Consider the following 14,820-nt stretch of genomic DNA (forward strand, 5'->3'; position numbering starts at 1 on the left):
ACACCTCGTTGGGTACTTGAAGAATGCACCGAACAATGCCTGGCACACAAGTGCATATGAGTGCTAACGCACAGGAGTGCTCACCCGTCGGCAGGGGGCGCCCGTTCCTCAGCTTGTCGTTTAACCTCTGCCGTGGCGTGGGGCAGTTGGTGCTGGTGTTGTTCGGCGTGTCGCAGCGGCATGAGGCGACCACCGCCTGATCATCTTGAAGTTCCTTCCAGAGAACTTTCGAGACGAAGACAGGCGGTGGCCGTGAGTATCAGTGTGCCCGATCGGCGGGCGGTCGGGGAAGAATCGGTCCCCGATCCGCGTGTCGACCTGGTGTCGTTCCGCGAAGAGTTCTACCGGTCCCTGCCGGCCCGAGGTGATGCTTTGTTCGAGTTGACCGATGCGCTGCTGTGTTCCGGCACCGCGGTTCGCACCCTGGTCGAGTTGTCACTGGCCGCCGAGCATCGGCGCGGTCACGGCGCCTTGTACGACGCAATCAACTGCGGCCGAATAGATTACACTCGGCTGCGCCGCGCCCTCGGCGGGCTGACAATCCCGCGTGATCGCGGCGGCCGGATCGTGTTGGCCGTCGACATCAGTGCCTGGTTGCGCCCGGATGCACCGACGAGTCCGCAGCGGGGTTCTGCCACGTCTACGGCCGCGGGAAGAATCAGGCACAGCTGATCCCGGGGTGGCCGTACTCGTTCGTCGCCGCCCTCGAGACCGGCCGTACCTCGTGGACGACGGTGCTCGACGCGGTCCGCCTACGCCCCGACGACGACGAAACCGCTGTGACGGCCACCCAGGTGCGTGAAGTGATCACGCGGTTGCGCGACGCCGGGCACCACCGCGACGGCGACCCGGACATTCTGCTGGTGTTCGACGCCGGGTACGAGCTGGCCCGGCTGGCGTTCGTGCTCGCCGATCTCCCGGTGCAGGTGCTGGGTCGGATGCGTTCGGACCGGGTGCTGTGCTTCCCGGCGCCGCCACCGGGCCGTACCGGGCGCCCACCCCGGCACGGTTCCGACTTCAAATTCGCCGACCCCAGACCTGGCCCGAACCCGAGACCACCACCAGCACCGACACCGATCGCTACGGAACAGCCACCGCTGCGGCGTGGAATCGGTTGCACCCGAGGCTCGTCCATCGTGGCTCGTGGGCGGACCACCCGGGACCGCCACCGATCGTCGAAGGCACGGTGATCCGGCTGACGGTCGATCACCTGCCCGGGACCGGCATCCCAAACCGGTGTGGCTCTGGTACTCACATCCTGGTGCGGGAACCGCCGATATCGACCGATTGTGGCAGATGTTTCTGCGGCGCTTCGACCTCGAACACACCTTCCGTTTCTTCAAGCAGACGTTGGGGTGGACCGCCCCGAAGCTCCGCAGTCCCGAGGCGGCCGACCGCTGGACCTGGATCGTGCTGGTGGCCTACGCCCAACTCCGGCTCGCCCGTCCTCTGGCCGAGGACCTACGCCGCCCGTGGGAACGACCCGTCCCACCAACACGATTGACGCCGGCACAGGTTCGTCGAGGGTTTTCGCGCACCCGCGCGACGATGCCTGTTCCGGCCAGTGCACCGAAACCCAGTCGACCCGGACCCGGACGCCCACCCGGATCGAAAAACACCCACCGCGCACCGCATCACCACGTGGGCAAACGCGCCGAAACCAAAGCTAGAAAACCCGTCGGGGCCGCCTGCCCAGGTTAAAGATCAAGCTCAGAGAACCCTCAGAAAGCCCACAACCGCGCGCTATCAAAGCCCCCTACCCTCACCGGAATGACGTCTGAGCGCCCAGGGAAATCCGTCGGCCACCACGCCGCAACCGACACGATGCGACAGTTCTTCACACCCCGGCGCACAGCCGCACTCGGGCTGACCGCGCTCGTCGCCGTCTCCGCGGCCGGCCTCGGCGCCCTGTTTCTCGGCGACGCGCCGGACAGCCGGACGGTGGCGATCGTGAACGCCGATGCGGGTGCCACGGTCGAGGGGGAGGCAGTGCGGGCCGGCGAATCCCTGATCGAGAATCTCGAAGCGAATCAGGATTTCGACTGGGCGGTGCTGTCGGCCGACGAGGCGGAGACCGGCAACTACTTCGCCACCGTCACCGTGCCCGAGGACTTCAGCGCCGCCGTGTCGTCGATCTGGGGTACGAAACCGCGGCAGGCCACCCTCGGTCTCGACGTGGAGGGCTCCGACGAGGCGGCATCCCTCAGACTGTCCGAGGTGGTGTCTTCTCAGGTCGGTGCCGACGGTGTCGCCGACCTGCTGGCCGACATGTCGAAGTCACGGACTACCTTTCAGCAGGCGGGGATGGCCGCCGGACTTCTCGCGGCGGGCACGTCCGCGGCGGACGATGCGGCACAGCAACTCACCGCAGGCGCCGACACGCTGCTGCCGTACCTCGAGACGGCGCGATCGGGCGCAGTGCAACTCCTCGGTGTGGCGGATCAGGTAGCGGGTGTGGTCGACGAGACGGCCGGAACGGCGAACGACCTGGCAGATCGGCTGAGCGCGCTGGGACTGACCTTGGGTGAAGCGAACGACAGTGCCGTGCAGATGCGCACGAGAATCGATGCGGCGATCCGCGTTCTCGCGGCCACTCCCGTCGCGCCCGAGGTGGTTCCGGCCCTACAGCAGGTGAGTGCGGACCTGGGATTGCTTTCAGGTCAGCTGACTTCGGTCCCGGGGCTTCTGGGTGAGCAAGTCGGCCCCGACACCGACCTGGGTGAACTCGTCCGGGTGGCGATGGGACAGCTGACCGACGCAAGTGCCGAACTGAGCAGTGGCGCGCGCCAACTGAACGATGGCATCGTCCCGATCGCTGATCAGGCTCCCGAGCTGCTGGCCGGTGCCACGACGCAGATCGTCGACGGCTTCGCGAAATTGAAGGCACTGTCGGGGCAGCTGTCGACCGATCTCAATGCCGGCGTGGCCGCTATGCCGGCCCGGTCCGGGGCGCAGCAGACGCAGTTGGCGACAGTTCTCGCGGATCCGGTCGCGGTGTCGCGCAGCGTCAGTGGCTCGACTCCGATCCTGACCGCCGGTCACCTGGCCGTCGGATTCGGGTGCACCACGGTGCTACTCGCCGGCTTTGTCGTCTGGATGAGCCTGCGAAGAGGTAACTTTCAGCGCGCATCCTGAATGCGTCGCCAGGGAGTTGCCTGCTCCAACTCGAACGCCAACTCGAGCAGTGTGCGCTCGTCCCCGTGATTCGCGGAGAAATGCGAGGCGAGCGGAAGCCCCTGCGACGTCTCGTGCAGTGGCAGCGAGATGGCAGGGCCACCGGATGCGTTGTTGAGCGGCGTGAACGCCGTGTAGGCGATGAGCTTGTCGAATAGTTCCTCGAAACCTTGACTGGGGGAGAGGTATCCGAGTTCGGGTGTCGTGTGTGCGAGGGTGGGTGAGAGCACCACGTCGTACGTCTGGAACACCCGGGCGTACTCGCGGTACGTACGACGCAGCCGGTAGAGCATCTGGGGTGTTCTGGCCATTTTCTTTCGGTACATCGCAGCCAGCCCGCGTGTCAGGTTGTCGGTAGCGGCTCGATCGAAATCCGGCCCGAGCATCCGCTTGCCGTTGTTGGAAATGACGAACGCGAGGAATCCCCAGTAGGTGCAGAAATCGTCGACGAAGGACTGGGGCACCGGCATCGGTGCTTCCTCGACGTGATGTCCCAGCTCGGCGAGCAGGTCGGCGGTGGCGTGAACCGACTTTCGTGTCTCGTCGTCGGTGGGAGACGTGGTGACGGAATCGACGACCACCCCGATGCGGAGCCTTATGGTGCTGGGCCCCTCCACCAATCGGATGGGCGGCAGCGTCGGATTGCGGTAGTAGCGTTCGGCCGCGGCCATCCACCGAGCGGTATCACGGACCGACCGGGTGACGACGCCCTGCGAGATGATCCTGACGGGCAGCGTCTTGTCCATGGCATCGGGCACCGTGCGACCCCGGGACGGCTTGAGTCCGACGAGCCCGCAGGCCGCGGCGGGAATGCGGATGGAGCCGCCGCCGTCGTTCGCGTGGGCGATCGGAACTACCCCGGACGCGACGAGCGCGGCCGAACCGCCGGACGAGGCGCCGGGGGAGTACGCGAGGTTCCACGGGTTGTGCACCGGTTCTGCATCCATGAATTCCGTCGAGGCACTGAACCCGAATTCCGGTAGCCGGCTCTTTCCGAGCGAGACGATTCCGGTGGACAGGTACTGCGCCACGAAGTCGCTGTCGGCCCGGGCCGGAGTGGCGGTGAACGCTGCGCTGCCGTGCTGGGTGGGCTGGCCGGCGACGTCGACGTTGTCTTTGATGACCGTCGGCACCCCGGCGAACACGCCTTCGTGGGGGCGTCCCGATTCTGTCAGGGCGCGGTCGAAGTCGGGGAACGCCAGCCCGCACAGTGAAGGTTCGACCGACTCGGCGCGGGCGATTGCCGCTTCGGTCACCTCACGGACCGAGACTTCCTTGGACGCGATCCGCTCCGCGATACCGGTGGCGTCCAGATCGCCGAGCGCATCGTCGCGGAAGGCGTGGACGGCGGAGTTCTTGCGTGGCGTGCTGTTGTCGGTCACGGATCAAGGCTATTGGACGCACGGCCAACTCGGACGAATTCCGGAGTGGTGAGGGCGCCAGAACGGCACGAGCGCACAGAAATGCCCGGAGGCGTTCTGTGCGCTCGTGAGAGAAGAGAGGAGATCAGCCGATGAGGCCGGCGCCCTGAGTGCGGGCGCGGGTGAAGCGTTCCTCGGCGTCTGCCCAGTTCACGATGTTCCACCAAGCCTTGACGTAGTCGGGCTTGACGTTCTGGTAGTCGAGGTAGAAGGCGTGCTCCCACATGTCGAGCATGACCACGGGGATCAGCGCGGCGGTGATGTTGCCGTGCTGATCGGTCATCTGCTCGATGACCAGGCGCTGGCCGATGGTGTCGTAGCCGAGCAGTGCCCAACCCGAACCCTGCAGGGTGGTCGCGACACCGGTGAAGTGAGCCTGGAACTTGTCGAACGAACCGAACTGGTCGTCGATCGCGGCGGCCAACTCGCCGGTGGGCTTGTCGCCACCGTTGGGGGAGAGGTTCTTCCAGAAGATGGAGTGGTTGGTGTGTCCACCGAGGTTGAAGGCCAGGTTGCGGGAGAGCAGCAGCGCCTTGTCGGCGATGGTGCCGTCTTCGCGGGCTTCGGCCATCTTCTCGAGGGCGGTGTTGGCGCCCTTGACGTAGGTGGCGTGGTGCTTGTCGTGATGCAGCTCCATGATCTTGCCGGAGATGTGCGGCTCGAGAGCTGCGTAATCGTAGGGGAGTTCCGGCAGCGTGTATTCAGACACGAGGGTCCCTTCTTTGTGGGCGTGTGGCCCTGATTCTTCCGGGTGCGAACGCCGCGTGAGCATGCGTCACGCACCCGCCTTTTCCAATCGTTCTCGGGTATATACCCAATCTCATTGGTACACCGTGCGCAACACCGGGGCACAGGGGGCGATTCCCTCACAGTAAAGTTCGGCTACCCGAAAAATCTGACACGGCGGCTTCGGCGGTCGTGAAAATTCGTCTGCCCGGTGAACGGAACCTTAAGCTGTCGCGGTGCCTTTGCTGATACCTGTTGCAGATTCACACGCGGCCGCCCCGCGCGTGGAGCTCACGGGCGCGAATCTGCTGCGTTTCTTCGCGGTCCTGACCGTTATCTATTCGCACATCTCGTTCTATCTGATCGACGATCTCGGAACGGGATGGTGGTTCATCGACGTCGTCTATCAGATATTCATCGAACGGGCCGGACTGAATCAGCATTTGTCTTTTCTCGGTGTCGCTGTATTCATGATGCTGACCGGGGTGTTGATCACCCGTTCGGCCATTCGTCACCCGCCCGGGCGATTCCTGTTCAACCGGCTCGGGCGCATCCTGCCCGCATTCTGGGTGGCGATTCTCGCCGCCGTCGTCCTGGTACGCCTGGGAATCAACGGCATGTTCAGCGGGCAGGACGGAATCTCCAACGTCGACGCCCTCCTGAGCTTCGTGCTCGGCGGATTCTTCCTCAAACCGGAAGTCGCGGTACTCGGCGTCACCTGGACCCTGGCCGTGCAGATTCTCTTCTATGTGGCCTGCGTCGCCGCGCGGCCGGTCCTACGTACCGCCCCTATCGCGATGCCTCTCGCCGGCGCCGCGATCTGCGCCCTGATCCTGCTGTACAACCTGTACGTGCCGCAGCCCTACACGGTCCCGATGCTCTCCAAGATCGCCGCGACGTTGCCGGCCGTGTTCCTCGGTCAACTCATCTACCTCGGGTGGGCCAGGCTCGCGGAGCCACGATGGATCATCATCGCCGGGCTCGCCCAGGTGAACGTCATACACCTCGCTACCGACTTCCGGGTGTACTGGGCAGGGGAGCACTACCTGTGGACATTCGCCGTCGTCACCGCTTGCGTCGTGCTCGTCGGCCGGTACGACGGCCCGGCCGCTCACTGGGCCGTCGTCCGCTGGACGGCGACGCGCAGCTACGCGATCTACCTCGTCCATACGCTCGTTCTGTACCGGGTGTACGAGCACACCGTCGGTCATTTCGGCGCGACCGGCGCCATCGTCGTCTTCCTCCTGGTGACCGCGCTGATCTCGGAGGCGCTGTACCGATGGGTGGAATTGCCTGCCTCGCGGTGGGTTGCCGCGCACATTCCGGACCAGGGTGAAACGGCGACATCGGTCGAGGAAACGCCTGCGACTGCGCGCGTAGCATCGAGTCATGTCTTGGTACGACGAGCTGCTGGGTCGGGCAACCGCTAAGTCGACGATGGTCACCGCCGAGGGTGCGCTCCCCGGCCGGGATCGGTCGATGCCGGTTCCGGCGACGCACTTCGTGAACGGTCATCCGCTGCAGCCGCCGTTCCCCGAAGAAATGCAGACTGCGGTGCTGGGGATGGGATGTTTCTGGGGCGCCGAGAAAGAGTTCTGGCAGCTCGACGGCGTGTACACGACCGCTGTCGGATACGCAGGTGGCTATACCCCGAATCCCACCTACGAGGAGACCTGCTCCGGTCGGACCGGGCACACCGAGGTCGTGTTCGTGGTGTTCGATCCGAACGTGATCTCCTACGCTGAAATTCTGAAGGAGTTCTGGGAAAATCACGATCCCACCCAGGGCATGCGGCAGGGCAACGACCAGGGCACGCAGTACCGGTCCGCGATCTACACGATGAATGAGTCGCAGATCGAGATCGCGGAAGCGACGGCCGAGGCTTTCGAAAAACGCCTCGCCGACGCCGGTTACGGGGCAATCACCACGGAGATCGCCCCGCTCACCCAGTTCTTCTACGCGGAGGACTACCACCAGCAGTACCTCGCCAAGAACCCCGGCGGCTACTGCCCGGTGCACGCCACCGGAGTCAGCTGCCCCGTCGGAGTGCTGAAGCAGGACGAGGTCCCCTCTCAGACGGACGTGCTTCCGCCGTCGTAGCTCAGGTTCCGGTCGCTGCCCACACGAGGACCGCCGAGGCCGACAGTGCACTGACCGTGCGGACGTGGTTCCACGCAGTCCACCCGCGCACGTAGTTTCCCCAGACGTCCGCTGCGTCGTTCCCGCCGGGATCGACCACGTCCAGCGCGTTGTTGCGAGGGACGTGATAGACCACCGTCAACACGATCCCGGTGAAATAGAGAACGCACGCCACCACTGCGTAGCTCGCCGAGGCGTCGTGCCGGACCACCGTCGCCACCGCCAGCGCGATCGAGGTCACCGCCGTACCGAACAACGCGGTTATGAAGAACGCATTCGGCGCTGCACGGTTGATCGCCTGCATGGCCGCGATGCTCTGTCGCGGTTCGAGGCGGCTCAGCGCCGGCATGATGAACGTCGAGAACGCGAACATCACACCGCCGATCAACCCCGCCCCCACGGCCGTGACGATCAGCAGGGAACGCACCATCAACCCTCCTTCCAGACGCCCGCTGCCGCCGCGGCACGGGCGTAGTCGGTGAAGTCCTTCGGTGCCCGTCCGAGAGCCCGCTCCACGCCGTCGGTGAGATATGCATTCCGCCCGTCGAGAACGTCCTCGAACAGGTAGGTGAGCAAACCGATCGCATCGGGGGCCAACCCCGCCGCGGCCAGCAGTGACGCATAGTCCGCCGAAGTGGTGGTGAAATAACGGAAGTCGCGCCCCGTTGCCTCCGAGATTGCGGCGACGGCGTCAGCGAACGACATCAAGCGGGGGCCGGTCACCTCGTACAACTCGCCCGCGTGTCCGTCCTCGGTGAGTGCGGCGACGGCGATGTCGGCGAGATCGTCGGCGTCGACGAAGGGTTCGAGGACATCGCCGACGGGCAGAGTGAGAGTTCCGGTGCGCAACGAGTCGGCCATGAAACTTTCACTGAAGTTCTGGCTGAACCAACTCGAGCGAAGGATGGTCCACTCCACGCCCGACTTCTGCACCACCTGTTCGCTCCGCTCCGCCTCCGGTTCGCCCCGGCCGGACAACAGGACCAGCCGTTGTGCTCCGGCTGCCACCGCAGTCTCGGTGAAATTCTCGACCACCTCGGCGGCCCCCGGCACGGCGAGGTCTGGGTAGTAGGCGATGTACACCGAGTTGATGCCCTCGAGCGCGGGCGTCCACGTGTCTTCGTCGTCCCAGTCGAAGGGCGGGTGGCCGGATCGTGAACCACTGCGGGCGGGCGCTCCCGCGGCGCCGAGTCCGCGGAGAACGCGACCGCCGATCTTGCCGGTGCCGGTCAGGACGAGGGTGGAGGTTGTCGTTGTCATGCGTCCAGTCAAGACGGAAGTGGTGAGACTATCCATGGTCGAGAAGCGCTCATCCATACGTCAGCGTCTACGATCGCGTCCATGGATCCCCTCGCCGGTCTCATCAGCGGTCCCCGAGCCACCGGAGCCTTCGTGCTCCGCTCGATCATGGAACCACCGTGGTCGCTGCAGATCGACGACCGTGCACCGCTCAGTCTCGTGGCCGTGGGCCGCGGCGAGGCGTGGATCTCCCCCCATGCCGGTGAACCCATCCGGTTGACCGAGGGGGACATCGCCGTCGTGCGTGGACCGGAACGCTACGTCGTTGCGGACGACCCGGCGAGGGCGCCGCGCGTCGTCATCAATCCCGACCAGAGCTGCACGACGCTGCACGGGGAACCGCTCGCCGAATCGATGGATCTGGGCGTCCGGACGTGGGGAAACAACCCTAACGGCCGCACCGTGCTGTTGACCGGAACGTATACGACTCCCGGCGAGATCAGCCGCCGCCTGCTGTCGGCGCTGCCCCCGCTGATAGTGCAACGCCGCACCGACTGGGACTCCCGGCTGGTCACCCTTCTGCACGACGAGGTGGTGCGCGACGAGCCCGGTCAAGAAGCGGTTCTCGACCGGTTGCTCGATCTACTGCTCATCGCCGTGCTGCGTGCGTGGTTCGCCCGGCCTGCGGTCGAGACGCCGTCGTGGGTGCGGGCACAGACCGATCCGGTGGTCGGCAAGGCGATGCGCATCCTGCAGAACAATCCGGCGCAACCATGGACCGTCGCTTCGCTTGCCGCCGAGACCGGGATGTCCCGGGCTGCCCTTGCCCGCAGGTTCACCGAATTGGTCGGGGAGCCGCCGATGACCTACTTGGCCCACTGGCGGCTTGCTCTGGCCGCCGACCTGCTCCGCGAGCCCGACGCCACCGTGGCCGCGGTTGCGCAACGAGTCGGGTACGGCAGCGGTTTCGCGCTGAGTGCGGCATTCAAGCGAGTACGGGGAATGAGCCCCAAAGAACACCGGGAACTGGCCCTATGCGGACGAACCTCGGGAGGAGTATCAGTAGAGGTGTAATACCACACAGTGCCCAAGCACACACCTCGATGACTTGATCTTGTTTGCGAAGCGTACGACCCTGGAAGCAGGAGATTGTCGGCGAGAGGACCGGAACGACATGTGGAAGAACTCTCGAGCGGGAGGGCTGCCGCTGCGGCCCGGCTCCACCCGGCGCAACCCTCTGATGCGACGTTCCGACCGCATCGAGAACCTTCTCACGCTCGCAGTGATCGTGCTCGCCTTTGCGATGCTTCCGCTCGCCATCTTCGCGGGTGCGAAGACCGCCGCCAGTCAAGAGGTGCTGGCCGAGCAGCAGACCTCCGAGTTTCGGACCGTCACCGCGACCACCCTCGCCGACTCCACAGGCGTGACGATGTCCTCCGACGTCGCACCGTCCGGAGTCGATACCGCCCCGGCCAAGTGGACGTGGGGTGACCAGACCCGCCGCGCCGACATCACCGTCGATCCCGCCACTCCCGCCGGCACCGAGGAACAGATCTGGGTCGACGGCGAAGGGAACCTGACCACCCAGCCGATGTCGGCGTCTGCCGCACGAGTGGCCGGAGTGATCGCCGGACTGTTCACCTGGTTCGTGGTGATGATGATCGCGATGTCCGGATTCCTCATCACCCGGGCGTCCCTCAACCATGCCCGCGACGCCCAGTGGGACCGCGACCTCCGCCAGTTCCTGGACTCGACCACCCGCCACTGACCGGGCAGCCCCTCACAGTCGGTGCAGTTCGACCTCGCGCAGTTCCCCGTCCCGAACCTCGGCCGTCATGTACGTGCAGAACGGCTGACGACGCCGATCCGTGGGTGACCCCGGATTGAGTAGGCGCAGACCCGTGTCGGAGACCGTGTCCCACGGAATGTGACTGTGCCCGAAGACGAGAACGTCGGTGTCGGGGTAGGCGGCGGACATCCGCTTGTCCCGGCCGGTGGACGCCCCGGTCTCGTGCACGACAGTGAAGCGCACCCCCTCCAGTGTCACCTCAGCCGTCTCGGGCATCCGCGCGCGCAGGTCGTCGCCGTCGTTGTTTCCCCAGCAGGCGACGAGCCGGGTGGACCGTTCCTCGAGGGCATCAAACAGCGCCACGTCCACCCAGTCCCCGGCATGAATGACCACATCGGCCTTGTCGACCTCCTCCCAGACGAGGGCGGGAAGATCCCGCGCACGCTTGGGCACATGGGTGTCGGCAAGAAGCAGCAACCTCATACCCTGATTGTGCTGTAGTTGTCCTGGTTCAGCTCAGCTGCGGAAGTACCTCGCTCGCGACCAGTTCGAGGTGGTCGAGGTCGCTCAGGTCGAGGGTCTGCAGGTAGATGCGCTGCGATCCCGCTTCGGTGTAACGGCCGATCTTGTCGACCAGTTCGGCGGGCGACCCGGCGAGTCCGTTCTCCCGCAGTTCGCTCACCTCACGCCCGATGTTCGAGGCCCGTCGGGACACTTCCTCCTCGGTGCGGCCACAGCACAACACCAGCGCGTTGGAATACACCAACTCGGTGGGGTCGCGGTCGATGGTCTTGCACGCGAGATGGACTCGTTCGATGATGTTGCGCGTGTCCTCGATGGAGGCGAAGGGAACGTTGAACTCGTCGGCGTACTTCGCGGCCAGAGCCGGCGTCTTCTTCTTGCCCGCACCGCCGATCACGACGGGAGGGCCCTGCGGCTGTCGAGGTTTGGGAAGGGCAGGTGAGTTCTCGATCTGAAAGTGCTTCCCGCTGTACGAGAAGGACTCACCACGAGGTGTGCGCCACAGCCCGGTGATCACCGCCAGCGACTCCTCGAGTCGTTCGAAACGCCCTTTCAGCACAGGGAACGGGATGCCGTACGCCTTGTGCTCTTCCTCGAACCAGCCGGCGCCGATCCCGAGGTCGACGCGTCCACCACTCATGTCGTCGACCTGCGCCACCGAGATGGCCAACGGTCCCGGATGGCGGAAAGTCGCGGAGGTGACGAGGGTGCCCAACCGGATGGTGGACGTCTCCCGGGCCAGAGCGGCCAAGGTGATCCACGCGTCCGTCGGGCCGGGCAAGCCCTCACTGTTCATCGCGAGGTAGTGATCGGAGCGGAAAAATGCGCCATAGCCGAATTGTTCGGCGGCCTGCGCCACGGCCAGAAGGTCGGTGTAGGTAGCGCCCTGCTGAGGTTCGGTGAAGATTCGCAACTCCATGGCAGCCACTTTGCCCGATGCGTCGTCGGTACGCTGAATTCATGGCCAAGAAGATCCCGCTCTCCCTGCCGAAACCGCTGGCCGACAGGTTGCCCGACGCACTCGGTGGCGGCGGTGCGGGCGTGGTCCCGGTGGTGCGCCTGCACGGAATGATTGCGTCGGGAGGCGCCGGTTTCGGGCGGGTCCTGAGCGCGGAGTCGGTCGAGGAACCGCTTCGCCGGGCCTTCACCGCACACGGCGCCAAGGCCGTGGCACTCCTCATCAACAGTCCCGGTGGTTCGCCGACGCAGAGTGAGTACATCGGCGCCCGCATACGGCAGCTCGCGTCCGAGCACGAACTGCCGGTGCTTGCGTTCTGTGAAGATGTCGCGGCGTCCGGCGGATATTGGCTCGCATGTGCGGCCGACGAAATTTATGCCACCGCGACGTCGGTGGTCGGTTCCGTCGGCGTGATCTCGGCGGGGTTCGGATTCTCGGAACTGATCGACCGCATGGGCATCGAGCGACGGCTGCACTCCGCAGGCGAGGCCAAGGCCCGCCTCGACCCGTTCTTCGCGGAGAAGTCGGAGGACGTGCGGTGGCTCGAACAGATCCAGGAGGGCATCCACGACGAGTTTCGGAACTGGGTAATCGAACGCCGCGGTGACAAGCTGAAGGCGACCGAGGAAGAGCTGTTCAACGGCGAAGTGTGGCTGGGCCGACGGGCCGTCGAACTCGGCGTCGTGGACGGAATCGGCACCCTCCGCGAGGTGGTGGAGAAGCGATTCCCCGACGCCACCATCGAACTGACGGGCCCGCGCCGGTCGCTCTTCGCGAAACTCGGTCTGCCCGCCGCCGGATGGGACGACGCACTGGCAGCCGTGGTCGGGGCGGCGAGTACCCGTATCGCCTGGTCCCGGTACGGCCTCTGATCTCCCGGGACGCCCGGCTACTTCGGTACGACGACCCCGACCGGGCCCACACCCACACACACCGACAGGTCAGGAGTCAGCGTCTTCACCCGCAGACTCTGCCCGCCGCCCGTGAGGCGCACGTACACCGAGTTGAGCCCGCGGTGCACCGGCACCCGCACGGGATCACCGACCTCCATGGCCACGGAAAGCTCACCGTCCGCACTGGCGAGATAGTTCAGCTGGGCCGTCCACTCCCATCCCGTCAGCGGGCCGTCGAGAGCGACTGGGACGAAGCTGCGCTGGTCCACCAGATGCCCGCAGTCCGGTACCGTCCCCGGCTCGAGCGACCGCACCCACGTCACCTGCGCGTCGACCAACTTCCCGGAGTCGTCGAGCATCCGTAGCCGGTCCGTGCTGTCGGCGAATGCAGGACGGTCCGGGAGGGGCGCGAAGACCCGGCTGACGAGATTGTTCGGATACGCCACCGGAAGCAGCACCCAGATCGACACCGGTTGTTCGAGCAGGGCTGCGTCCTGATGCTCGGCCAGGGAGGCGCGGGCCGTGGTCAGGTAGTCGGTGGTCGGGTTCTCCGCCCAGCTCCGCGTGAACGTGTACGTCGACCACAGGCTGCCGACCACGAACGCGGCGACCACGGTCGCCGCCACGACCGGCCGGGTGAGGAACGGGACCGGGACGGGCCCCCGCGCGGGCGCCCGCACGATCAGCGCGGTACCGATCGCCAACACGACCGCCGTGTCGGTGAAATAGCGCAGAGTCTGGGCCAGCTCGTAGGTGGTGTCGGCTCCCCATCGGGTGACCACCATCGCGGCCACCGACAGCAGGAAATACCCGGCAGTGAGAATCCACACCGCACCGATGCGCCGCTTCGATCGCATCGTCGCAAACACCACAGCGAGAAGAACCAGCCAGCTCACCACCACGAGAGCCGGGGACGGAGACGCCCACGGCGGACTCGGAATCCAGCGGTCCCACGTCCACGGCCCCCCGAGCAACGTCGGCACCAGACCCAGCGAGGTCGCGTGGTGGAACAACTGGAACGCCCGAGACGGTCCTGCCCACTCGAACTGCGACTCCACGGTGAACAGGTACAGCGCCGCCCACCCACCGAGCACCACTCCCGAACCGATCCACAGGGGAGCGCCGCGCCGCAGTGTGGACCACAGCGGTCGAGGAGCGCCGTCGACGTGGGCGAGCAACGCCACGGTCGCGAACGCCACGAAAGGCACCACCACAGACTTCTCGAAGAAAAGCAACCCCGCGACGGTGACGAGGATGGCGGAGATCGCGTATCTGCGTCGTCCCGTCCGGCACAGCTCCAGTGCGTCACCCGCCACCCAGGCCAGCGCGATCTGCAGAGGTAGTGCGTTGAGCGCCGCCGCCCACCACGCGAACGCGGGCACCGTCAACGGCGTGAACAAATACAGCACCAGAGGGATCAGCACCGCGGGCCGCAGTCCCAGAATTTTGCGCAACAACCGGAAGACCGCGTAGGACGCCGCCGCCTGGAGCGCGATCATCGTGAGCATCGGCAGGATCCACTGGTAGGGCGCGATTCGCGTCGCGATACCGGCGACCAGGAAGGCGCCGGGCATCAAGTGACCGTCGTGGTCGTAGACAAGAAGGTCGGCTGACAGGAGCGGCAGGCTCCCGCCCCGCCACTGAGGATCAGATCGTCCCAGTAGAAGTCGCTGCGAGCTGCCACCCACGACCGGACGAGTAGCGATACGGCGATGAGGCCCAGAGCCAGGTGGAGGACGCGGGCGGGTCCGAGCTGCCACCGCGATCCGACGTCGTCCGTCATCGTTTTCCGAGATTACAGATCGAGTGGAACCAAACGGCACCGGGCCGCGTCAGATCAGGTGTCGGGGAAAATCTGCCCCGGCACGCGGTGGGGGAGAAGACGGCCGGTCCGGAGTTTTCGGGTTGCTTCGCGGGCAACCCGGCATGGAGGGGTAATTCCGGGCCGCGCCGTCGCCC

12 protein-coding genes and 2 pseudogenes are annotated in these 14,820 nt (G+C 65.8%); 7 read left to right on the top strand and 7 right to left on the bottom strand.

The annotated features are described in order from the left end of the window. The first annotated feature begins 252 nt into the window (after positions 1 to 252). Positions 253 to 1,701, top strand: a pseudogene (locus CBI38_RS40240) (NF041680 family putative transposase). Between the two features lie 69 nt (positions 1,702 to 1,770). Further along, a complete protein-coding gene (locus CBI38_RS01980) occupies positions 1,771 to 3,135 on the top strand; it encodes a YhgE/Pip domain-containing protein (protein WP_109325945.1) in 1,365 nt (454 codons plus the stop codon). Here the strand turns inward: CBI38_RS01980 and CBI38_RS01985 are convergent. Both CBI38_RS01985 and CBI38_RS01990 read right to left on the bottom strand, forming a co-directional pair. Further along, complete coding sequence (locus CBI38_RS01985) at positions 3,120 to 4,556, bottom strand: amidase (RefSeq protein ID WP_109325946.1); 1,437 nt, start codon at positions 4,554 to 4,556, stop codon at positions 3,120 to 3,122. The two genes, CBI38_RS01980 and CBI38_RS01985, sit on opposite strands and share 16 nt — an antisense overlap. A 124-nt stretch (positions 4,557 to 4,680) precedes the next feature. Then, on the bottom strand, positions 4,681 to 5,304 hold the full coding sequence (locus tag CBI38_RS01990) for a superoxide dismutase (protein WP_109334800.1): 624 nt from the start codon (positions 5,302 to 5,304) through the stop codon (positions 4,681 to 4,683). A gap of 253 nt (positions 5,305 to 5,557) precedes the next feature. On the opposite strand from CBI38_RS01990, the gene CBI38_RS01995 reads away from it, so the two are divergent. Together CBI38_RS01995 and msrA are read left to right on the top strand one after the other, a co-directional pair. Next, complete coding sequence (locus tag CBI38_RS01995) at positions 5,558 to 6,751, top strand: acyltransferase family protein (RefSeq protein ID WP_109325947.1); 1,194 nt, start codon at positions 5,558 to 5,560, stop codon at positions 6,749 to 6,751. After that, positions 6,711 to 7,421, top strand: coding sequence for a peptide-methionine (S)-S-oxide reductase MsrA (gene msrA / locus CBI38_RS02000; protein WP_109325949.1), 711 nt, complete (start codon positions 6,711 to 6,713; stop codon positions 7,419 to 7,421). Before CBI38_RS01995 ends, msrA begins: the two co-directional genes overlap by 41 nt. A 1-nt stretch (position 7,422) precedes the next feature. Here the strand turns inward: msrA and CBI38_RS02005 are convergent, their stop codons facing one another. Continuing rightward, positions 7,423 to 7,890: an anthrone oxygenase family protein gene (locus CBI38_RS02005; RefSeq protein ID WP_109325950.1), complete on the bottom strand. Its 468-nt coding sequence runs from the start codon at positions 7,888 to 7,890 to the stop codon at positions 7,423 to 7,425. Then, positions 7,890 to 8,720, bottom strand: coding sequence for a Rossmann-fold NAD(P)-binding domain-containing protein (locus tag CBI38_RS02010; protein WP_109325955.1), 831 nt, complete (start codon positions 8,718 to 8,720; stop codon positions 7,890 to 7,892). The genes CBI38_RS02005 and CBI38_RS02010 overlap by 1 nt, the downstream gene beginning before the upstream one ends. Before the next feature lie 81 nt (positions 8,721 to 8,801). Between CBI38_RS02010 and CBI38_RS02015 the strand changes: the two genes are divergently transcribed. Continuing rightward, entirely contained in the window at positions 8,802 to 9,773 is a 972-nt protein-coding gene (locus CBI38_RS02015; protein ID WP_109325956.1) for an AraC family transcriptional regulator, read from the top strand. A 100-nt stretch (positions 9,774 to 9,873) separates the two neighbouring features. Next, positions 9,874 to 10,467 carry an Rv1733c family protein gene (locus tag CBI38_RS02020; protein WP_109325957.1) on the top strand — a complete coding sequence of 198 codons (594 nt, stop codon included), beginning with the start codon at positions 9,874 to 9,876 and terminating at the stop codon, positions 10,465 to 10,467. A gap of 12 nt (positions 10,468 to 10,479) precedes the next feature. On the opposite strand, the gene CBI38_RS02025 is transcribed toward CBI38_RS02020, so the two are convergent. Together CBI38_RS02025 and CBI38_RS02030 are read right to left on the bottom strand one after the other, a co-directional pair. After that, positions 10,480 to 10,971 carry a metallophosphoesterase family protein gene (locus CBI38_RS02025; protein ID WP_109325958.1) on the bottom strand — a complete coding sequence of 164 codons (492 nt, stop codon included), beginning with the start codon at positions 10,969 to 10,971 and terminating at the stop codon, positions 10,480 to 10,482. Positions 10,972 to 10,999: 28 nt separating this feature from the next. Next, the gene (locus CBI38_RS02030; protein WP_109325959.1) at positions 11,000 to 11,929 is read right to left on the bottom strand and encodes an LLM class F420-dependent oxidoreductase; all 930 of its coding nucleotides are present in this window, start codon (positions 11,927 to 11,929) and stop codon (positions 11,000 to 11,002) included. Between the two features lie 41 nt (positions 11,930 to 11,970). Here CBI38_RS02030 and CBI38_RS02035 point away from each other — a divergent pair, with 41 nt between their 5' ends. Continuing rightward, positions 11,971 to 12,840 (top strand): S49 family peptidase, encoded by an 870-nt coding sequence (locus CBI38_RS02035; RefSeq protein ID WP_109325961.1) that lies wholly within the window; start codon positions 11,971 to 11,973, stop codon positions 12,838 to 12,840. Positions 12,841 to 12,857: 17 nt separating this feature from the next. Here the strand turns inward: CBI38_RS02035 and CBI38_RS02040 are convergent. Continuing rightward, a pseudogene (locus CBI38_RS02040) lies at positions 12,858 to 14,644 on the bottom strand (hypothetical protein). Positions 14,645 to 14,820: the final 176 nt, after the last annotated feature.

The organism is Rhodococcus oxybenzonivorans (genome assembly GCF_003130705.1).
Classification (GTDB): Bacteria; Actinomycetota; Actinomycetes; order Mycobacteriales; family Mycobacteriaceae; genus Rhodococcus_F; species Rhodococcus_F oxybenzonivorans.

Bases quoted from the DNA above. Each gene is read 5' to 3' on its own strand.
- CBI38_RS01980 (WP_109325945.1), top strand. From the start codon at position 1,771: ATGACGTCTGAGCGCCCAGGGAAATCCGTCGGCCACCACGCCGCAACC.
- msrA (WP_109325949.1), top strand. From the start codon at position 6,711: ATGTCTTGGTACGACGAGCTGCTGGGTCGGGCAACCGCTAAGTCGACG.
- CBI38_RS02005 (WP_109325950.1), bottom strand. From the start codon at position 7,890: ATGGTGCGTTCCCTGCTGATCGTCACGGCCGTGGGGGCGGGGTTGATC.
- CBI38_RS02010 (WP_109325955.1), bottom strand. From the start codon at position 8,720: ATGACAACGACAACCTCCACCCTCGTCCTGACCGGCACCGGCAAGATC.
- CBI38_RS02015 (WP_109325956.1), top strand. From the start codon at position 8,802: ATGGATCCCCTCGCCGGTCTCATCAGCGGTCCCCGAGCCACCGGAGCC.
- CBI38_RS02020 (WP_109325957.1), top strand. From the start codon at position 9,874: ATGTGGAAGAACTCTCGAGCGGGAGGGCTGCCGCTGCGGCCCGGCTCC.
- CBI38_RS02025 (WP_109325958.1), bottom strand. From the start codon at position 10,971: ATGAGGTTGCTGCTTCTTGCCGACACCCATGTGCCCAAGCGTGCGCGG.
- CBI38_RS02030 (WP_109325959.1), bottom strand. From the start codon at position 11,929: ATGGAGTTGCGAATCTTCACCGAACCTCAGCAGGGCGCTACCTACACC.
- CBI38_RS02035 (WP_109325961.1), top strand. From the start codon at position 11,971: ATGGCCAAGAAGATCCCGCTCTCCCTGCCGAAACCGCTGGCCGACAGG.